The organism is Betaproteobacteria bacterium (assembly GCA_009377585.1).
Lineage (GTDB): Bacteria > Pseudomonadota > Gammaproteobacteria > Burkholderiales > WYBJ01 > WYBJ01.
The window spans coordinates 1-19,890 of sequence record WHTS01000047.1; the positions used below are offsets into that span (position 1 = coordinate 1).

At 66.2% G+C, this 19,890-nt stretch carries 14 protein-coding genes and 1 pseudogene; 6 read left to right on the forward strand and 9 right to left on the reverse strand.

From position 1 onward, the window contains the following. Window positions 1-71: 71 nt before the first annotated feature. The 6 genes and pseudogenes from GEV05_15715 to GEV05_15740 form a co-directional block, all read right to left on the reverse strand. Window positions 72-557: a hypothetical protein gene (locus tag GEV05_15715; protein MPZ44815.1), complete on the reverse strand. Its 486-nt coding sequence runs from the start codon at window positions 555-557 to the stop codon at window positions 72-74. Beyond that, window positions 469-909 (reverse strand): annotated as a pseudogene (locus GEV05_15720) (hypothetical protein). Before GEV05_15720 ends, GEV05_15715 begins: the two are co-directional and overlap by 89 nt. Window positions 910-1,120: 211 nt before the next feature. Further along, window positions 1,121-2,098, reverse strand: a complete 978-nt coding sequence (locus GEV05_15725; protein ID MPZ44816.1) for a TauD/TfdA family dioxygenase — start codon at window positions 2,096-2,098, stop codon at window positions 1,121-1,123. 271 nt (window positions 2,099-2,369) lie between these two features. Beyond that, entirely contained in the window at window positions 2,370-4,040 is a 1,671-nt protein-coding gene (locus GEV05_15730) for a HAMP domain-containing protein (GenBank protein MPZ44817.1), read from the reverse strand. A 154-nt stretch (window positions 4,041-4,194) separates the two neighbouring features. Further along, window positions 4,195-5,616: a diguanylate cyclase gene (locus tag GEV05_15735; protein MPZ44818.1), complete on the reverse strand. Its 1,422-nt coding sequence runs from the start codon at window positions 5,614-5,616 to the stop codon at window positions 4,195-4,197. Between the two features lie 93 nt (window positions 5,617-5,709). Next, window positions 5,710-6,042 (reverse strand): hypothetical protein, encoded by a 333-nt coding sequence (locus tag GEV05_15740; protein MPZ44819.1) that lies wholly within the window; start codon window positions 6,040-6,042, stop codon window positions 5,710-5,712. Window positions 6,043-6,186: 144 nt separating this feature from the next. Here GEV05_15740 and GEV05_15745 point away from each other — a divergent pair, with 144 nt between their 5' ends. From GEV05_15745 to GEV05_15770, 6 genes are all read left to right on the forward strand, one after another. Next, window positions 6,187-6,972 (forward strand): enoyl-CoA hydratase/isomerase family protein, encoded by a 786-nt coding sequence (locus GEV05_15745; GenBank protein MPZ44820.1) that lies wholly within the window; start codon window positions 6,187-6,189, stop codon window positions 6,970-6,972. 283 nt (window positions 6,973-7,255) lie between these two features. Then, window positions 7,256-8,227: an SDR family oxidoreductase gene (locus GEV05_15750; protein MPZ44821.1), complete on the forward strand. Its 972-nt coding sequence runs from the start codon at window positions 7,256-7,258 to the stop codon at window positions 8,225-8,227. 19 nt (window positions 8,228-8,246) lie between these two features. Next, on the forward strand, window positions 8,247-8,954 hold the full coding sequence (locus GEV05_15755; protein MPZ44822.1) for a TIR domain-containing protein: 708 nt from the start codon (window positions 8,247-8,249) through the stop codon (window positions 8,952-8,954). A gap of 75 nt (window positions 8,955-9,029) precedes the next feature. Beyond that, complete coding sequence (locus GEV05_15760) at window positions 9,030-10,073, forward strand: peptidase (GenBank protein ID MPZ44823.1); 1,044 nt, start codon at window positions 9,030-9,032, stop codon at window positions 10,071-10,073. 68 nt (window positions 10,074-10,141) lie between these two features. Then, complete coding sequence (locus GEV05_15765; GenBank protein ID MPZ44824.1) at window positions 10,142-14,179, forward strand: PAS domain S-box protein; 4,038 nt, start codon at window positions 10,142-10,144, stop codon at window positions 14,177-14,179. 124 nt (window positions 14,180-14,303) lie between these two features. Next, on the forward strand, window positions 14,304-15,347 hold the full coding sequence (locus GEV05_15770) for an Ldh family oxidoreductase (protein MPZ44825.1): 1,044 nt from the start codon (window positions 14,304-14,306) through the stop codon (window positions 15,345-15,347). An 85-nt stretch (window positions 15,348-15,432) separates the two neighbouring features. Here the strand turns inward: GEV05_15770 and GEV05_15775 are convergent, their stop codons facing one another. The 3 genes from GEV05_15775 to GEV05_15785 form a co-directional block, all read right to left on the reverse strand. Further along, window positions 15,433-17,646 carry a carboxypeptidase regulatory-like domain-containing protein gene (locus GEV05_15775; GenBank protein ID MPZ44826.1) on the reverse strand — a complete coding sequence of 738 codons (2,214 nt, stop codon included), beginning with the start codon at window positions 17,644-17,646 and terminating at the stop codon, window positions 15,433-15,435. A gap of 95 nt (window positions 17,647-17,741) precedes the next feature. Continuing rightward, a complete protein-coding gene (locus tag GEV05_15780) occupies window positions 17,742-18,575 on the reverse strand; it encodes a glutathione S-transferase family protein (protein MPZ44827.1) in 834 nt (277 codons plus the stop codon). Between the two features lie 57 nt (window positions 18,576-18,632). Continuing rightward, window positions 18,633-19,829 carry an MFS transporter gene (locus GEV05_15785; protein MPZ44828.1) on the reverse strand — a complete coding sequence of 399 codons (1,197 nt, stop codon included), beginning with the start codon at window positions 19,827-19,829 and terminating at the stop codon, window positions 18,633-18,635. Between the last annotated feature and the right edge of the window lie 61 nt (window positions 19,830-19,890).

The window sequence follows — 19,890 nt, forward strand, 5'->3', positions numbered from 1 at the left end:
CCCCCAACCCCTCTCCCGGGGGGAGAGGGGAGCGTCGCGTCCGTATTGGACTGTCGTCCAATACGGAACGATCAATAATCGGGGAGAGGGTCGATGTTCGACGGGGAGGGCGCGAGCTCTCCGCGATCGATGCGCCGTACGATTTCGGTGACGGCCGCGTGCGTGGGCGCAGGCACACCCGCCTCGCGCGCCTTGTCGGCGACCAGGCCGTTGGTGAAGTCGATCTCGGAGCGGCGGCCCCGCTGCACGTCGCGGCCGACCGATGAGTGGGACGGCTCCAGCAGGGTCGCCATCCAGGCGGTGAGCCCGGCCCGAACGCGCTCGATGGCCGCCGGGTCGTCGAGCGCGCCGGCCGCGTACCAATCGTCGGCTGCAATACCGAGCACCGACCCCAGCTCGTAGCCGTGGGCTCGTCCCACCGCAACCGCTTCCGCAGCGAGCCGCACACCCAGTCGCGCTGCCCGGTTGCTGGTAGCGGCGCACGCATCCGGGCTGGTAGGCGTTGACGCTGATGGTGCTGACCGTCGTCCCGACGGTACGGCCCCAGCCGACCGCACGCGCGATGCGCTCTTCGTTGATGCCGTTCTGCATCGAGACCACGTAGCCCGTTGCCGCCAGGTACGGCGCGATCATCGTCGCAGCCCATTCGGTGTCGTAGGACTTCGTGCAGACGATGGCAATGTCGACCGGCTTGCGCACAAAGCCCTGCACCTCATCCAGGCCGCAGGCACGGACCCGAACCACGTGTTCGCCTTGCGAACCGCTCAGGCGCAGGCCCTGGCCGCGCATCGCATGCACGTGTTCCGGCCACGCATCGACCAGGGTGACGTCCTCGCCCGCGCGCGTGAGCTGCCCTCCGACATAGCCGCCGACGGCGCCGGCTCCGATGAACACGATGTGCTTGCCCATCGCGGTTCTCCCGTTCTACGTCATTTCCGCCTCGCGAACCCCGCTACCCAGGAACCTGCCCGCTCCAGCGGGCAGCACGACGCTCCCCTCTCCCCCTGGGAGAGGGGCTGGGGGTGAGGGACGAGACGGCACGCGAGGTTCCAGGGCGCAAGCCGCGATGCTTGTATCGTGCCGTCTCTCCCTCATTCCCGCGCAAGGCCCCGCTGATCTCTCAGGCCGGAATCAGCGCCTCGCCCTGAATCACCGTGCGCAGCAGCACGCGCGCCTGCTGCGGATCGACCGGCGTGCGGTAGTGCATGGCGCAGCGGTTGTCCCACAGAATCAGGTCGCCGACCCGCCACTTGTGACCCCACGCGTACTTCTCCTGGGTCGCATGCGCCCACAGTTGGTCGAGCAGCCGTTCGCTCTCGTCGTTCGGCATGCCGAGGATGTAGTTCGACGGCCAATCGCGCCGGCGTCCGAGGTAGAGTGCCTTCCTGCCTGTTGCAGGATGCATCCGCACGAGCGAATGCGTGGGTCCCGGGACTTCTTCCGGCGTCGTCGGCAGCTTCACGGTGGGACGCAGCACGCCGGCGCTGTTGCGGCTCGCGTCGTGCCGCTGCGACTTGCCCGCGGTCGCCTGCGCGAGCTCCGCCGGCAGTTCCTCGTAAGCGAGGTACTGATTGTTGAAATAGGTATCGCCGCCGCCGTTGTCCGGGATGATGACGGCGTAGAGCATGCTGCCCGCCGGCGGCTGCTCGACGTAGGAATTATCGCTGTGCCACACCACCTCGTAGCTGCCCAGTCCGCCGTTGTGCAGGACCGGATTGCCTTCTTCGTCGAGGTTGGAAATGAGGCTCACGCGCGGATTGAGCGGCACGCGCTTGCCGCCGACCTTGTAGCCGCCGGCCAGCTCGTACTTGCGCGCGGCCGGCTCCTTGGTCGCACCGAAAATCTCCGCGGCTTGCAGGAACGAGTCGTCCGGCAGCTTCTGATCGCGCCACAGCAGCACCAGATGATCCGCCCAGGCCTGGCGCAGCTTCGCCTTGGCTGCTTCGGGTACGGGCTGGGCAAGGTCCATCCCGCGGATCTCCGCGCCGAGCGCCTTGCCGGTCGGAACGATCTGGATGTTCTCGGGCGCGTTCGCCGGGCCCGAGCCAGGGCCAGGGGTCGCTTGCGGTTCGCCATGGGCGTCGAGTCGGGCAGCCATTCAATGCCTCCTGCATGCGGTCGTGTGTGTGGCCACGGTCGCGTTCCGGTCTTGCGGGCCTCACGCGGTCGATCGGATCGATTCCGATCCGCAACCTTCTATACGCGGCCCGACATTTGCAACGTCGACGCGTTGAAGGAGGTTGCCACGACCGGAATGAAAGCCCCCGAGCAGGAGGTGTTTTTCCAGGCGCTGCCGCGGCTGCGATCATCCCAGCGCCAAGTGCAGCACCGGGCGTGGCGGATCGGCGATCTGCTCGAGGCGCAGCCGCTCAGACGGTCCTGAAGCGCGTCACCCCGGCGTGCAGCTGGGAAGAGAGCAGGCGCATGTCTTCGGCCGCTGCCGAGACCTGCGCGATGGCCGCGTTGGTCTCTTCGGTCATGTGCGCCATGTGCTCGACGTTGTGCGCGATGTCGTTGGAGGCAGAGGATTGTTCCTTGGCCGCCGAGCTGATGTCGCTCACGCGCTCCAACGTGCCAGCGGCGCCGGCATTGATCTGCGCGAGCGTGCTGGCCACTTCCTCGGCCAACGCCTTGCCCCGCGACACTTCGTCGCTGTTGCTCTGCAGCCGCTCCACCGCAGTCGCGACTTCATTCTGAATCGCTTCGATCGTGCGCGTGATCTCGCTGGTCGAGGCGGCGGTGCGCTCGGCGAGCTTGCGCACCTCGTCCGCGACCACCGCGAAACCGCGTCCTTGCTCGCCGGCGCGCGCGGCCTCGATGGCCGCGTTCAGGGCGAGCAGGTTGGTCTGACCGGCGATATCGCCGATGACTTTTGCGATGCCCGAGATCTCTTCCGAGCGCTGCGAGAGATTGCGAATGACCGCCATCGAGGCGGCCATCGACTCGTTGGTAACAGCGCTCTGCGCCGCCGAGCGCTGTGCGGTCGCTTCGCCGCTGGAGGCGAGTGCGCGTGCCTGCTCGGCGGTGGCCCGGGTTTCATCGGCGTTGTCCGCCACCTGACCGATGCTTACCGTCACCTGCTCGATGGCGGCGGCGGTGGATGCGGCCGATTCCGCTTGCGCCCGCGCACTGTCCTTCACCTGACCGGATGCGACTGCCACCTCCGCTGCCCTGCCGGCAACCTGTTCGGCGCTTGTCACCACCTGCTGCAGCGTCGTCTGCAGCGATTCCATCAGGGCGTTGAAGGCGCGTGCGGTTTGCCCGACTTCGTCCTTGCCCTCGGCGTGGACCCGCCGGGTGAGGTCGCTGTCGCGCTCGGCTTCGACCAGCGCGCATTGCATGGCGCGCAGGGGAACAGCCACCGAGCGGCCGATGAAGAGGCCGACGACGGCGAGCGTGGTCGCAGCGAAGGCAAAGATGGCAATCAGGGTGAACGAGGTACGGTTGGCGCGCTCGACCGCGCGCTCGTATTCGGCCTGCGAGTGCGCGTGTTGCACGGCGACCAGCTTTTCCAGCTTCTCGCGCGTGATCGAAAGCATCTTACGATTCTCCGGCGTGAACAGCACCACGCGAGCAGCGTCGGCACTGTTGGCGCGCAGCGCCTCGGCCGCCGGCGCGAACACGCCGTCGATCAGCTTGTTGAACGTTTGCTCGGCATCGCGCGCGAGCGCCAGCTCCTCGCCGTCGATGCCGGTGGCCATGTAGGCGGCCCAGGTCTGGCGAGTCTTGTCGAAGCGGCTCGTGAGGTTCTTCAACAGCCGTTGGTTGTCCGCGAAGTCGTCGGAAGCCAGCGCGGTCATGAGCGACATGCGCGCGCGGTACATGTCGCTCTCGACCGCGGCCAGCGCCTGCGAGGCAAGCGAGAACTTCGTATGGATGTTGCGGATGCCTGCGGTCGTTGCCTGCACGCCCAGCCAGCCCGGAACCGCGGCGAGGCACAGCAGGACGATCGATACGCCGGCCATGATCCGGATTCGATTGACGATGGTGAAGCGTTTCAGCACGGCGATACCTTTGGCGGCAAACGGTCTCGATCGCAAGACTTAACGTCCGACGCCTCCGCGACTTGAGCGCTTTCGCGCTTGTTCCTATGCACGCGGCTGTATCGCGTCTGCTCGAAGGCACCCGATCGGTTATGCCTCCCGGGACTCGTTAGAAACGCTTGCGGGGCGCTGTGGTGGCGCGTGCGAGGGCTCAGCGAAATCCCTGGGCGCCCATCGGGCCGAACAATCGATAGCCGTTTCGTCCCGCACTCTTCGCTCGATACATCGCCTTGTCGGCGTTGATCATGAGCGTGCGCGGGTCCTCGCTGTCGTCGGGATAGATGCTGGCGCCGATGCTGCAGGAGATCGACAATTCCTGATGATCGACAAGAAACGGACGCGACAGCTCCTGCAGGATCTTTTCGCAGACCATACCCAAGGCGGCCGGATGCGCCACGGAAGAAAGCAGCACGACGAACTCGTCGCCGCCGGTGCGAGCGACCGTGTCCTCCTCGCGCACCGCGCGCGTGAGACGATCGCCGACGCGGATGAGCAGCGCGTCGCCGGTATGATGCCCGAACGAATCGTTGACCGGTTTGAACCGGTCCAGGTCGATGAAGAGCAGCGCGAAGCGGGTGCGGTTGCGCTTCGAGCGCAACATCGCCTGCCGCGATCGATCCTCGAGCAGAACGCGGTTCGGAAGCTTGGTCAACGGGTCGTAGAAGCTCGCGGCGCGCAGCTGCTCGTTCGCAGCCTGCAGCGCCTTGGCCAACGTGGCGGTGCGGGCAGCGACGTGCGCGTTGTACGCCGACAGGCCGAGGGTCGCGCTGAGGATGATGAGACTTCCCGTGCCCACCGCCGTGGCAAGCACCGAGTCCTCGATGCTGCCGGCCAGGCCGGAGGCCTGGCAGATGCTGTCCGGGGCGAACTGCGCGGCCCACATTCCCATGTAGTGCATGCCGCTGATCGCCAGTCCCATCACGCAGGCGCTCCCGACCCGCACCAGCACCGCCATGCTGTCGTGCTTTTTGCGCAATTCGAATGCCATCCACAGCGCCACGAACGCGGCCACAATGGCGATCAGCACGGACAGCACGAATCCGAATGGCCGGTAGCGGATGGGAGGATCCATCGCCATCGCGAGCATGCCCGTATAGTGCATCGAGGATATGCCCACCCCGATCAGCGTCGCGCTCAGCCACAGTCCGGTCGCGCGCAGAACCGGGCGTTGCATCGCGAACAATGCAAAGGCGGAGACGACAATGGCGATGAGCAAGGACAACAGCGTCAACGGCGCTTCGTAAGCGATCGGAATGGGCAGCCGGAAGGCGAGCATGCCGATGAAATGCATCGACCAGATCCCGATGCCCAGCGCAGCCGCGCCGCCGATCAGCCACAACACGGAAGCATGTCTGCGGCTATAGATGTGGGAAGCGAGATCGAGCGCCGTGTACGAGGCGACGCTGGCGACGACGACCGACAGGACAACGAGTTGCAGATCGTATACGCCGGTCATGGCATCCTCGCGCCGACACACCCGGAAGACATAACGAGCTCCCGCGACCACGAAGTCTGACGGGGAGTTGGCGCAGCGTCTATTGTGCCCGCCTGCGCACATGCGGGCGCGATGCACGCGGTCCTGTCGGCGAAAAGCGACTATCGGCACACGCGAAAGCCCCCGCGCTCGCCCGTGGAAGTGGTACCAGTGCGCGGCGTTGTACGCGTTTCAGTAGCCGCGTTCGTTCAGCTCCGCGTCCAGCAGGTGGGCTACAGCGAGATTCCAGTCATGCGCCGCGGTGCGAAGCTCCGAAATGATATGGCGGTGCTCGGGCGCGAGCCGGCGGGACTGCGGCAAGTCGCACCGATCGATGGCCTCGCGCCGGCGTGCGATCATGGCGTCGTTGCGGCGCTGCAGTTCGTGGTAGCGAGCTTGTGCTGCGTCGGCGGCCCGCCGCGCATCCACCACGGAAGGCGACCCCTGATCGCGACTCATGAATGGTGGCTGGCTTCTGTCGAGCCGACTCACGACGCGGTCAACACTGATAGTGGCGAGGCGCATTGGCGTTCGGCTGGCATGGTCGGCTCGCGCCGCGCAACCCCTGTGCCCGATATTACCGCGGCGAAGCGCGAGCGGGTCGAGCGATACGAAAGCTCGATAGAATCCAGGCTCATTCCTACGAATCAACGAGCGAAGGAGCGGACGATGGTTGCGGGCAACGAGGATGTCGGCGTGAGCATGGATGGCTATGTCGCGACGGTGGAGATGCGGCGGCCGCCGAACAACTTCCTGGACATCGAGCTGATCTCGAATCTCGCTTCGGTCCTGGAGGCGCTCGACGAGGAGCCGGACTGCCGCGCAGTCGTATTGGCCGCCGCGGGCAAGCACTTTTGCGCCGGCGCGAATCTCGGCAAGCGAATCGAGGAGGAGGCGGCCGGCAAGGCGGTGCAGCGCCCGCGTCATCTCTACCACGAGGCGCGGCGGCTGGTGGCCACGCGCAAGCCGATCATCGCGGCGGTCCACGGCAGCGCGATCGGCGCCGGACTGGGCTTGGCGCTCGTGGCCGATTTTCGGGTCACCTGCAACGAGGCGCGGCTGGCGTGCAACTTCGCCGCGCTCGGCTATCACCCGGGCTTCGGCATGACGGTGACCTTGCCGCGGCTGGTGGGACACCAGCGCGCCAAGTGGCTTGCTTACACCGGCAAGCGCATTCCGGGCGACGAAGCCGTCGCCATGGGGCTCGCCGACCGCTTGACCGAGCAGGATCGTGTGCGTCAGGTGGCGCAGGAAATGGCGGCGGAGCTTGCGCAGATCGCCCCCTTGTCCCTGCAGGCGACGCGCGAGAGCCTGAACAAGGACCTGGTGCACGAGTTCCGCGAGGCGACCGAGCGCGAAGCATTCGAGCAGGCGCTGCTGCGCGCGACCAACGATTTCAAGGAGGGCGTCAAGGCGAGCTCCGAACGGCGGCCGGCGCAGTTCACCGGAAGCTGAGGCGCTCGATCCCCGAATGGGCGGCCCCTGGGCGGGCTGGCCGTGAGGCCAGGGCGGCGACAGCGCCGCCTGGGCCGGGATGCGGTTCCGAGGGCCGGCACGGCCGGCGCAGTTCATTGGCAACCCCGGGCGCCGGGCATACTATGCATTGGCAACCCCGGGCGCCGGGCATACTATGCCGCTTGGCTGCGGCCGGTGTTCGCAGCCGCGAGCGCCAGCCGGATAGCATGAGTGCGCAAGCGGCTTGCCAGTCGCTTTGCGAATCGTCGACAGGAGGCAGGAGATGCATCTGAAGGGTAAGGCAGCGGTGGTTACGGGCGCCGGCCGCGGTATCGGGCGCGAGGTCGCGTTGTTGCTCGCCAGGCAGGGCGCGAGCGTGATCGTGAACGATCCGGGCGTAGGGCGCGGCGGCGAGAAGACCGAGGAGCGGCCGGCCGACGAGGTCGTGGCCGAGATCGAAAAGGCGGGCGGCCGCGCGGCTCCCAACTACGATTCGGTGGCCGACTATCTCAAGGCCGGGCTGATGATCAAGCAGTGCGTGGACGAGTTCGGCGCCATCGACATCCTGGTCAACGTCGCCGGCAACCTGCGCGAGCGCATGATCTGGAACATGTCGGAGGACGACTTCGACTCGGTGGTGAGCGTGCACCTGAAAGGCCACTGGAACACGGCGCATCACGCGGTGAAGTACATGCGCCAGGCGGGGTTCGGGCGCATCGTCAACTTCTCCTCCGACGCCTTCAAGGGCTCGGTCGGGCAGTGCAACTACAGCGCGTCCAAAGCCGGCATCATCGGGCTCACGCGCTCTGTCGCGAAGGAAGCGGCGCGCTACGGCATCACCGCCAACGCGATCTGTCCGTCGGCCGATACGCGCATGACGGTCAACGACGCGGTGAAGGAGAACCGCCGGCGCAAGTTCGAATCCGGCCTCATGACCAAGGCCGAGTACGAGCGCACGCTGCTGCCGCGCGGACCGGAATACATCGCGCCGATGGTCGCCTATCTGTGCCTCGACGAGGCCGACTACATCAACGGCCAGGTGTTTCACATCGAGCGCGGGCGCATCAACACCTACTACTTCGGCGAGGACTACAAGACCCTGCACAAGGGCGGCGACGGCATGTTCAGCGTCGACGAGCTGATCGAGGTGATCCCGGCCTCGCTCATGAACGGCATCGTGCCGGTGGTTCCGCCGGTGAAGAAGAGCGAGGCAGTCAAGGCGGGCGAGGCGAAGAAGGAGAAGGTGGCGAGCTGAGGGCGCGCGGGAGGCCCACCTGCCCGAGATTTTCCTCAGTTATCGCCGGGCGGACGCGCCGGCTGCGGCCGGGCGGCTGTTCGACCGCCTGGCGAGCCATTTCGGCCCGGAGCAGGTTTTCCGGGACATCGACACGATCGAAGCCGGCGAGGACTTCGAGCGCGCGATCGAGGACGCGATCGCCGGCGCGACCGCCGTGCTGGTCGTCATGGGGCCGCACTGGATCGATCTGTGCGAGGAGGGCGTCCGGCGCCTGGACGATCCTTCCGACTATGTGCGCCGCGAAATCGAGCTCGCCCTGGAATCCGACGCGCTTCTGGTCCCGGTGCTGGTCGAGAATGCCGCGCCTCCGAACGCCGAGCTCCTGCCCCCGTCCATTCGCACGCTGCATACGCGCAATACGATCGAGCTTTCCCACAAGCGCTGGCAAGCCGATACCGAGGCCCTGATCCGGCAACTGGAACGGCGCGGCATTGCGCCGCGCGCAAGCGTCGGCCTGCGCCCACCCGAACCGTTGTCCGGGGCTGCCCCTGCGCAGCCATCGTCCAGCGCGCATGGCTTGTTGAAGCCGATCGCGCAGTTCCTTCCGGACCTGTTTTCGCTCGTACGGCATCCACGGCGGTTTCTGCGCCAACGCGCGCGGGGGCGCGGCACGGACCTGGCCGCGGCATTCGTCTTCTTCGTGCTCGCCGTCTGCTGTGCGGTCGCGATCACGGTGGCCGAGTAGTTCCTTGACTCCACCTGCATCCACATCTACGTTACCAGCGCAAGTCCGCTCGCCCACCGAACGCTGGAGGAGACCATGGCCAAGCAAGCCAAAGCACCGCGGGCCCGAGTCTGTACTGATCGTGTCCTGCCCCGCGACATGATGCGCCTGCAGGCAACCGCGCGCCGTGCCGGGCGCGTGCGTGCGATCGCGCCGATCGGCAAGACCTGGATGAACGGTTCGACGCTGCGGGTGCGCTTTCTCGGCGGCACCTCGGGGCAGCACCGGGTCGTGCAGGAGCAGGCCGGCTGGTGGGCCGAGCATGCCAACCTGGAATTCGAGTTCGGCGACTGGCCCGACGCCGAGATCCGCATCAGCTTCGATCCGAACGATGGCGCATGGAGCTATGTGGGCACGGATTGCCGCGGCATTCCGGCCAACGAAGCGACCATGAACCTGGGCTTCATGGACGGCGGCACCACGGCGCACGAATTCGGCCACGCCATCGGCCTCGCGCACGAGCACCAGAACCCGGCCGGCGGCATCCAGTGGAACGAGGAACTCGTCATACGCGAATGCGCGCAGTCGCCGAACTTCTGGGACGAGGCAACCACCCGGCACAACATCCTGCGCAAGTACAGCGCCGATCAGGTCAAGGGCACCATCTTCGATCCGGAATCGATCATGCTGTACTTCTTCCCGGCCGAGTGGACGCTGAACGGGATCGCGACCGAGCAGAACGAAACCTTGTCCGCGCTCGACAAACAGTTCATCGCCGGAGCGAAGATGTACCCCAGATCGGCGCCGACCGTGACCGAGGCCACGGAGCTCAAGCCCAATGCGCGCCGCCGCACCACGGCCGCCATCGGCCAGTTCGGCGAGGAGGATCTGTTCGCATTCGAGATCAAGCGCGCCGGGCGCCACGTCATCGATACCAAAGGGCCCACCAACATGGTGATGAAGCTGTTCGGGCCCGACAGCCCGACCGCCCTGATCGCAGAGGACGACGACAGTGGCGTGGCCTACAACGCTCGCATCGCAGCCGACCTGGTGGAAGGCCGCTACTACGCGCAAGTGAGGCATTCCGACCGCGCCAAGGGCAAGGGCAACTACACCATTCGGCTGTGGCGGGCGCGTTAGCGAGCTTCACCCTTCATCCCTCACTCACCCTTTACCTTCGTTCAAGCTTTGCACCGGCGCGGCCGTTGATGGCGCTCATGGACTCTGGCGCCGCGCGGTTGCGAGGCAAATTCGAGGTTGCGGTGCAAAGCAAGCAAGCAAATGAACTGGAGGACAGCGCCGAGGCCGCGCCCGCAGAAGGGGTGCAGCCCGGGGCGGCTTGCGGGTCGTGCGACTGGATGCTCTCCGCCGAGGCCGGGGCGGCCGTGCGCTACCGCTCGATCTTCCACCAGGTTCCGGTCGGGATCGCCCAGACCACGGTCGACAATCGCATCCTCGAAGCCAATCCGCATCTGTGCGCCATGCTCGGCTATGCAGCCGCGGAGCTGCGCAAGTTCACCACACGCGACCTCACCTATCCCGAGGATCGCGACAAGCACGATCCGCTGCGCCAACGCCTGCTCGCGGGCGAGATCGACCACTTTACCGCGCAGAAGCGCTTCGTTCGCCGCGATGGCCAGTGGATCTGGACCAACCGCACGGTGACGCTGGCCCGGGATGCCGCCAACGACGCCCCTTACCTCATCCAGGTGATCGAAGACATCACCGAGCGCAAGCGCACCCAGGACCAGCTCGAGCGGCTGCGCCGGACACGCGAGGTTTTGGCCAATTGCAACCGCGTGCTGGTGCATGCAAGCGACGAGGCGGCGATGCTGCGGGAAGTGTGCCGCATTGCAGTCGATTGCGGCGGCTTCAAGACGGCCTGGATCGGCTTCGCGACCGGGGATGCGCTGCGGCCGGTGTGCGTGGCCGCGCACGCGGGCTACGACGAGGATGCGCCGCCGATGTCGTCGCTGCAGGTCTGGGCAGCCGACGGCAGCTACCGCGGCAAGATGGCGCAGGTCGTCGCCAGTGGCGAAGCCGCTATCGAGCGCGACGTATTCGGCGATCCGCGCTGCGTCAATCAGCGTCAGCATGCGGCCCGCTTCGGCTGGGGGTCTTCGGCTGCCGTGCCGCTGGCCGCGGAGGGTCGCATCCTCGGCGCCATCGAGTTCAACGCCGGCGAAGCCGATGCGTTCGATGGCGACGAGATCTCAATGCTGGGCGAGCTTGCGGCCGATCTTTCGTTCGGCATCTCGGCCTTGCGCATGCGCCATGCGCGCGAACAGGCGGAAGCGCAGGCGCGCGAGCACGAGCGGCGCTATCACGAGACCTTCGATCAGGTTGCGGTCGGAATCGTACACACCTCGTTGGACGGCCGCTACCTGAAAGTGAACCGGCGCTTCTGCGCGATGCTGGGCTACGCAGAAAACGAGCTCATCGGTCAACCCGCGGCCGGCTTCACGCATCCGGACGATCAGGACAAGGGCAGAGAGTTCCGCTCGAGCATGTGGGAAGGCAAGTTGCAGAACTTCCAGGAGCAGAAGCGCTACCTGCGCAAGGACGGCAGCGTGCTGTGGGCGAGCCGCACCGTTTCCCTGGCCCGGGATGCGGCCGGCAAACCGATGTACTTCATTCGCGTGATCGAAGACATCTCGGCGCGCCGCTCGCTGGAAGAGAACTACCGGGCCACGTTCGACAGCGCACCGGTCGGGATCATGCACACGGCATTCGCCGACAGCCGCATCCTGCGCGCGAACCGCGCCCTCACCGAGATGCTCGGCTACAGCGAGGCCGAGCTGCTCGCTCGCAGCGGTCGCGAGCTCCTGCACCCGGACGTTCGCGACACCGACCGTGACCGCGGCAACTTCCATCAGCAGCTGGTCGACGGGGCGATGCAGTCGTATGCTTCCGAGCGCCGCTACGTGCGCAAGGACGGCTCCACCGTCTGGGTGAACCGGACTGTTTCCCTGGTGCGGGATGCCTCCGGCAAGCCGCAGTTCTTCATCCGCATTATCGAGGACATCAGCGAGCGCGTGCTTTCGGTGCAGCGGCGCGCAATGGAACACGCGGTCGCCAAGGTCCTAGCCGAGGGGGCGACGGTCGAGGAGGCGATGCCCGCCCTCATACGAACCATGTGCGAGTCGGCCGGGTGGTGCTACGGCACGCACTGGTGCTGGAGCGAGCCGGATCGCACCCTCATTCGCAACGCCTTGTGGAGTGCTTGCGAAATGCCGTTCGGGCCCGGCGAAGAAGTACCCTGGACGCGGCTGCGCGGGCACAATCCCGGCGGCCTCATCGGTGCGGCCTGGTTCGAAGGCAAGCCGCACTGGATCGAGGACATGCGCACCAACACCACCTTCAACCGGCGCCACTCGGCGCTCGCATTCGGGTTTCATAGCGCGCTGTCGTTTCCGATCACCGCCGACGGCGAGACCATAGGGGTGATGGAATTCTTCGCCCGCGACGTCCGCAAGCCCGACGAGGTCCTCCTGCAAACGGTCGGATCGATCGGCCGCCAGATCGGCCAGTTCATTCAGCGCAAGCAGGCCGAGCAGGCACTGCGGGTGAGCGAGGAGCGCTACCGCGATATCTTCGAATCGTGTCCGTTGCCGATACTGTTGCGGGACGACGCGACCCGCGCGATCGTCACGGTGAACCAGGCGGCAATGGATCATTACGGCTACACGCGCGAGGAGTTCCTGCGCATGACCGTGCGCGACCTGTGGGATCCCTCGGAGCGGCTCGCCAACGAGCGCAACGGCCACATCCGCCCGCAAGAATCGATCCTTCAGGTCAAGCGCCGTCACATGACCAAGGATCGGCGCCCAATCGACATCGAAGCGAATGCGCGGGCGTTCGAGCGCGGCGGCCGGCGCGTCTGGCTCACGGTGATCAACGACGTCACCGAGCGCAACCGCGCCGAGCGCAAGCTTCTGCACCTCGCGCATTTCGACGTGCTCACGGAATTGCCCAACCGCGTGTTGTTCTACGAGCGGCTGAAGCAGGCCTTAGTGCAGGCCAAGCGCAACCGCTGGATCACTGGCGTGATGTTCATGGACGTGGATCGCTTCAAGAACATCAACGACACGCTCGGCCACGACGTGGGCGACGAGCTGCTGCGTCAGGTCTCACAACGCCTGGCAGCCTCGGTGCGGGCGTCGGACACCGTCGGACGCCTCGGCGGCGACGAGTTCGCGGTGGTGCTCGCCAACCTCTCGTCGCGCGACGATGCGAGCGTCGTCGCGCACAAGATCATGAAGAACTTCAAGGCGCCGTTCCGGCTCTCGGGCTCGGAGATTTTCGTCACGACCAGCATCGGCATTACGCTGTACCCGGACGATGGCGTCGAGCCGGAAGCGCTCATCAAGAACGCCGACGCGGCGATGTACCGCGCGAAGGAGGAGGGGCGCAACACCTACCGCTATTACACCCCGGACATGAGCGCGCGCGCGCTGCGGCTGCTGACGCTCGAAGGCAGCCTGCGCCGCGCGCTGGAACGCGACGAGTTCATGCTGCACTACCAGCCGAAGACCTCGGTCGCGAGCGGGATGATTACCGGCGTCGAGGCGCTGCTGCGCTGGCGCCATCCCGAGCGCGGTCTCGTGCCGCCCGCCGAGTTCATCCCCGTGCTGGAGGAGACGGGTCTCATCGTGCAGGCCAGCGAATGGGTGCTCAACGCGGTCTGCCGGCAGCTCGTGCAGTGGCGGCGGGCCGGCATCGAACCGGTGCCGGTGGCGGTAAACCTGTCGGCGCGCGAATTTCTCGCGCCCGATCTCGGCAGCACCATCAGTCGCATTCTGCACACGCACGGTCTCGATCCTTCCCTGCTCGAGCTCGAGATCACCGAGAGCTCGCTCATGGTGAACCCGCACGAGGCGGCGCGCACGCTGGAGTACCTGAAGCGGCTCGGGGTGGGGCTTTCGATCGACGATTTCGGCACCGGCTATTCGAGCCTGAGCTACCTGAAGCGATTCCCGCTCGACGCGCTCAAGATCGACCGCTCGTTCGTGCGCGACATCCCCACGGACGCGAACGATGCCGCCATCACGCTTGCCGTGATCTCCATGGCCCACAGCCTGGGACTGAAGGTGATTGCCGAGGGAGTCGAGAATCCGGCCCAGCTCGCGTTCCTGGTGCAGCATGGCTGCGACCAGGTGCAGGGGTACTATCTGGCGCGGCCGGTCGCTGCCGAGGTGTGTGCCGGGTTGCTGAAGGAGCGCAGGCGCCTTCCTGTGCAAGAGTGAGCCGCGCGCCTTCTCCCTGCTGCTTCGCCTGAAACCCTGAACGGCCGCAGTTTCGTCCTCTTGCTCTTTCGCGTTGCGCGCTTTCTTCCTACACTGGCGGTTCCTCGTTCCACGGAGAACCGCCATGCCTTGCATTGCCGCCGATCGACTGCGAAACATCGTCGCCGTATTGCTGCAGGGCGCCGGAGCGAGCGAGCAGGAAGCGCGCGCAGTCGCGCGCTACTCGGTCGCGGCCAATCTCGCCGGGCACGACAGCCACGGCGTGATCCAGATTCCGACCTATATCGATCGCATCGGCAAGGGGCACATCGTGCCCGGTGCGTCGTTCGATATCGTGCGCGAGACCGATACCACGATGGTCATCGATGGCAACTGGGGCTTCGGCTACGTGGTGGCCGAGCGCGCCATGCAGCTCACCATCGAGAAGGCAAAGAAGCACAACGTGGCCGCGACCACGGTGCATCGCCAGAGCCACATCGGGCGCGTGGGCGCCTATCCCATCCTGGCGGCGCAGGCCGGCATGATCGCGCTGATGACGGCGGATTCCGGCCGCTCGCCCAAGGCGGTCACGCCCTTCGGCGGCCGGGAAGCACGGCTCGGCACCAATCCCATCACCATCGCGGTGCCGTCCGATCTTCCCGCGCCGTTCGTGATCGACATGGCGACCTCCGGCGTCGCGGTCGGAAAGATCAAGCTCGCGCAGGCGCGCGGCGACAAGATCCCCGAAGGATGGATCCTCGACAAGGATGGCAACCCGACCACCGATCCGGGCGACTATGACCGCGGCGGCATCCTGCTGCCGCTCGGCGGCGCCGAGGGCCACAAGGGCTACGGACTCTCTGCCATCGTCGAGATCCTGTCCGGCATCCTGCCCGGGCTCGGTTTCGGCGTGGAGCCGACCGGACGGCACAACGATGGCTGCTTCATCGCCTGCTTCAATGTCGGCGCCCTGCGCGATCTGGCGACCTTCAAGCGCGAGGTGACGGACTTCGCGGCTTACCTCAAGTCGACGCCGCCAGCCGAAGGCTTCAGCGAGGTGCTCTATCCCGGCGAGATCGAGTGGCGGCGCGAGAAGGAGCGCTCGAAGAGCGGCATCGACGTCGACGACAAAACGTGGCAGGCGATGCAGGCGCTGGCGAAGAAATTCGGAACTGCTCTCGAATTGTAAGATCGTTGATCGTCTCCCCTCCTCTCATGAGGAGGGGTGGCGCGTAGCGCCGGGGTGGTGTGGTTCTCCTCGTGCCCAACATTCACTAGCGGGCGAGCGGATCGGGACGGATCTGGAAGCGAACGACCTTGGGCCGGTTCGCCGTTCCGCCTTCGAGGTGGAACATGGTGCGGGTGGAATAGGTCGTCCATAGCGCACGTCCCCGCCAGCCGGCATTCGGATCGTCGATGCGCCCCTCGACCCACTTGGTGAAGAAGCCGATCGGGTAGGGCACGACGAGATTCACGAATTTTCCATCCACCAGGGCGTGCAACGAATCGCTCAGGTTGCCGGTCGCGATCGGGACGTTGCGCCCCAAGCCCGAAGCATCGAACTGGTCCACCCAGGTGAAATAGCTCGATTCGGCGCTGCCCGGGTCGGTCACGTCCTTGAACTGCGGGCCGGGGAACGGATAGAGCGTCCAGCCTTCCGGGCAATGACGGCCCGTTGCCGCGTTCGGTCCGTTCAACGGGCCCTTGCACTTGCGCCGATCGAAGGCCGCGAGATGGCCGCTCGAAAGCGAGGCCCAGAATACGCCGTTGCGATCGATGTCGCCCCCGCGCGGACCGTAGCCGGGCAGCGGCGGTTCGAAGATCTCGGTGATCGCGGTATGCGTGGGATCGGGGCCGGGTTGCACGCGCACGACGTAGCCTGGGAAACCGAGCGCGGTGCCCCAGATCGAGCCGTCCTGCGGATTCACGCCGACGGCGTAGAGGCCGATTGCCAGCCGCTTGTCCTTGGCCGGATCGAGCGGCGCCTTGGGCTCGACCCAGGGGTCGCGCTGGCCGTTGCCGTCGGCATCGAGCACGAACGGCGTCCAGCCTTGCGCGCGCGCTTCGTCGCCGGTTTCGTCGAACACGCGCCGATTGAGCCAGCCCAGCACCTGGTTGCCGGCGCCGCCGCTGCTGGTCCAGAGCGTTTGGTTCGCGTCTTCGGCGAACACCAGGTGGTGCGTCTGGAAGCACGTGCTGATGAGCGTGAAGCGCCCGCTGTCGGCGTTGTACATTGACAGATGCCGCGTGGCGCGTGCGAGCGGGAACACGCGCGCCGAAGGATGGTTCGATCCCTTCTTGCAGAAGTCGGGATTGTCGAACGGCCGGATGCGCGCGGTGAACCAGACCCGCCCGCGCTCGTCCATCATCGGATTGTGATTGCTGGTCTGGGCGTCCCAGATCGGCTTGTCGCCCCAGTACGGCGACGGCGCCATCGGGTCGTTACGATGCGAAGGCGTCTTCGGATCGCGCACCGGATGCAGCAGCTCGGTCGCGCTGTGCCGCAGCGGATCGAGCACCGGCACGTAGTCGGTGCTGTTCTCGGGCGAGCCGTAGAGCTTGCCGTAGTTGTTGACGCGCGGATTGCGCTTGTCGGTGCCGATCAGGTCGTGCAGGTACGCGGTGTTACGGCTCCAGTCCCACAGCGTCAGCACGACATTGCGCTCGATGCCTTGCGGGCGTTGCGGTTGGGCGAACGGCAATTCGCCGGCCGCGATGCGATCGGTCCAGTCCGCCCACAGACTCAGCGAGCGCTCGGTGCCCAGGCGGTTGGCGACGTTGATCATGTTGTTCATCGCCTGGCCGGATGCGATGCGGCGCGCCCAGGCCTCGGTCGAGGACTTGAAGTGCGTGAAGTCCTTGGGCAGCGTGCGCGTGGCCTTGGTGCCGAGCGCATGGCACGACATGCAGCCGTTGGTCTTGACGCTGTTGAGCCACTCCTGCTGGCTGCCGATGTTTTCGGCGATGCCGTTGCCGTTGGTGCCGGTGCCGGTGCCGGGAAATTCGGCTGCGGGCGGAATCCCGAGCAGCGAGTACCAGTAGATGGCGGGGTAGTACTCGGCGGCCGCGGCCGGGCTCGGCGCGAGCACTGCCTTGAGATCCAGTCGCGTGCCGGGGCGAGCCTCGACCTTGGGTGAATCGACCAGCCGGTAGCCGCGCACCCACACGCGGTAGCTGGCCTGCGGCAGGTCGGGCATGAGATAGCGGCCCTGATCGTCCGTGACCACGATCTTGGCGAACCGGGTCGGCAGATCGGTCGTCTCCGCGATCACCCAGACGCCGGCTTCGGCGCCGTTCGCGCTTTTCACGATGCCGCCGAAATCATCATAGCCCACCCGGATGTCGCTGTCCGGCTGGAACAAGCTCAGCGTCGATTGGCAGGCCGTGAGGACCAGCGCGGCGGCAAGAGTCAGCGCACACAAGCCGATGCGAAATGGGTTCATGAGTCGATGGAAATAAATCCACCCGGCCTTAGATGCATCATGCATTCTTAGCTTGTTCGCGAGCTGGCTGGCATTGCACACGCCGGAACGCGGCTCGCATCCGTGGAGCGCAGCGATGCGAGCCGATTCATCTCGCGCCGCTACTCGACCAGCGCGGCGCCGATCACGTCCTTGGAGACGAACGTGCCGAGCCAGCGTTTGCGCACGATCAGGTTCTCCTGCCACACAGCGTCGATGTTCGCTACCGTGGACGCCTTGACCGCGGCTTCGGCCAGCAGCGCTTCACGCCAGGCGGCAAGGTGAGGGAAGCGCTCGATGACGCCCAGCGGGCGCAGCCGGTCCATGAACGTATAGCGCTGCAGGAACGGCGCATAAGCGGCATCGACCAGAGAGAGCTTGGGTCCATTGAAGTAGGGCCCGTCGTTGCCGCGCTTGGCCAGGGCATCTTCGAGCTTGCCGAAGGGGTCGGCGATCTTGGCGGCCTTGGTCCTGAACTCGTCTTCCGAATCGGAGTACATCGTGCTCGAAATCGTGCTGGCGAAGCTCGGCACGAAGTCCGTCCAGGCGCGATTGCGCGCACGCGCCAGGGCGTTCTCGGGATGCAGCCGAGGCGCGACGGTCTCGTCCAGGTACTCGGCGATCGCGTTGGATTCGAACAGGGCTTCCTTTTCGTTGATCACCACCACCGGAACCTTGGAATGCGGCGAGACCGCAAGGAACCAATCGGGGCGGTTGTCGCGGTCGATGTAGGTGATGTCATAGGCGATCTTCTTCGCCTGCAAAACGATGGCCGCGCGTTGCACCCAGGGGCAGGTCTTGAAGCTGCACAGCATGAACTTGGACGCCATGGCGAGTCCTCCGACGATGTATCTTGCTCCCCTCTCCCTCCGGGAGAGGGGCAGGGGGTGAGGGAAATTGAAATGTCGCTTTCTGCGCGGCGATAGTGCCGCCGATGCTGCAAGTGCGCCCCGCATGCTGGCACACTCGCGCGGGTCTTTCAACGACCTGCTTTGACGCGAGCGCTGGCAGGCTCAACCGAACGCCGGCCGCGGCTTGGGCCCGAGGCTGCGCTTGAGCCAGAGCGTGGCAGGCAGGAACACGGCCGTGACGGCGGCGATGCAGAGCACGGTGGTTTCGATGCCCACCTGGTCGGCGAGCACGCCATAGGCAAGCGGTGCGATCACGCCGCAGCTCGATCCCACGGTGTAGAACAGGCCGAAGGCGCGCGACACCTTTTCCGGCTCGACCACGTCACCGACGGTCCCGTAGAGCGCGGACGAAGTGCCGTTCAAGGCGAGCCCCACCAGCGGCAGCAGGACATACGCCGATAGCCCGGGCAGATAGACCAGCGCGACGATGCCGGCGGCACAGGTCGCTTGCGTGACCGCGATCGTTCTCACCGGTCCGAAGCGCTCGGCGAGAAAGCCGCAGGCGAGCTTTCCCGCCATGCCACCGGCCGCGGCCAGGGGTACCGACATGAGCGCCCAGCCCTCCGGCAGGCCCTTCGCCAGCATGAGAAAGGCGACGAAGGTGAGAAAGGCGCTGCGCATGGACGAGTCGACGATCTCGATCGCGGTGAGCGCAATGAATCCCTCGCGATTGCTCAACCCCCAGCCACCATTGCCGTGCTCGGCGACGCTCGAACGAAGGCGCGGCGGGCGGTTGCCGATGCCGGCCGATCGCAACAGCGCATAGAAGATCACGGCCGCCGCCATGGCAACCACACCGGTTGCCATGGCCGGTGCCTGCCAGCCCATGCCGGCGGCGATCAGCACGCTGAAGAGACTTGCCACCCCGACCTTGCCGACATCGCCGGCGAAGTTGTACGTCCCCAGCGCGATGCGCCGTCCGTCGACCGGGTAGGCGTTCGAGATCATCGAGGAGGACAAGGGGTGCTGGAATGCGCTACCGAGGCCCGCGATGAAGAGCGCCACCAGGATGGCGACGAAGCCGGATGCGAAACCGAGCGCGACGAAGCCGATGCCGGCGCAGGCGGTGCCGAGCGCGAGCAGGCTGCGCTCGCCATAGCGCTCGGCGAGGAGCCCCGCGGGCAATTGAAACACCGCGAGCGCTGCCTTGTTGGCCGAGCGGATGAAGCCGATCTGCGCGTAATTCAGCCCGAAGGTTTGCGCGATCACCGGCAGCAGCACGTAAAGCACGTCGGTCAGGCCGTCGTGCAGGATGTGCGCACCGCTGCACGTCGCCAGCGTGGCGCGGGACCTGGTCATCGGTCCGGTGATGCGTCGTTCAACCGAAGACCACACCACCCCGGGCGAAAACCACACCACC

Excerpts from the sequence above, each read along its gene's own strand:
- GEV05_15725 (MPZ44816.1), bottom strand. The coding sequence starts at position 2,098 with ATGGCTGCCCGACTCGACGCCCATGGCGAACCGCAAGCGACCCCTGGC.
- GEV05_15750 (MPZ44821.1), top strand. The coding sequence starts at position 7,256 with ATGCATCTGAAGGGTAAGGCAGCGGTGGTTACGGGCGCCGGCCGCGGT.
- GEV05_15770 (MPZ44825.1), top strand. The coding sequence starts at position 14,304 with ATGCCTTGCATTGCCGCCGATCGACTGCGAAACATCGTCGCCGTATTG.
- GEV05_15740 (MPZ44819.1), bottom strand. The coding sequence starts at position 6,042 with ATGCGCCTCGCCACTATCAGTGTTGACCGCGTCGTGAGTCGGCTCGAC.
- GEV05_15780 (MPZ44827.1), bottom strand. The coding sequence starts at position 18,575 with ATGCGGGGCGCACTTGCAGCATCGGCGGCACTATCGCCGCGCAGAAAG.
- GEV05_15745 (MPZ44820.1), top strand. The coding sequence starts at position 6,187 with ATGGTTGCGGGCAACGAGGATGTCGGCGTGAGCATGGATGGCTATGTC.
- GEV05_15785 (MPZ44828.1), bottom strand. The coding sequence starts at position 19,829 with ATGACCAGGTCCCGCGCCACGCTGGCGACGTGCAGCGGTGCGCACATC.
- GEV05_15760 (MPZ44823.1), top strand. The coding sequence starts at position 9,030 with ATGGCCAAGCAAGCCAAAGCACCGCGGGCCCGAGTCTGTACTGATCGT.
- GEV05_15775 (MPZ44826.1), bottom strand. The coding sequence starts at position 17,646 with ATGCATGATGCATCTAAGGCCGGGTGGATTTATTTCCATCGACTCATG.
- GEV05_15765 (MPZ44824.1), top strand. The coding sequence starts at position 10,142 with ATGGCGCTCATGGACTCTGGCGCCGCGCGGTTGCGAGGCAAATTCGAG.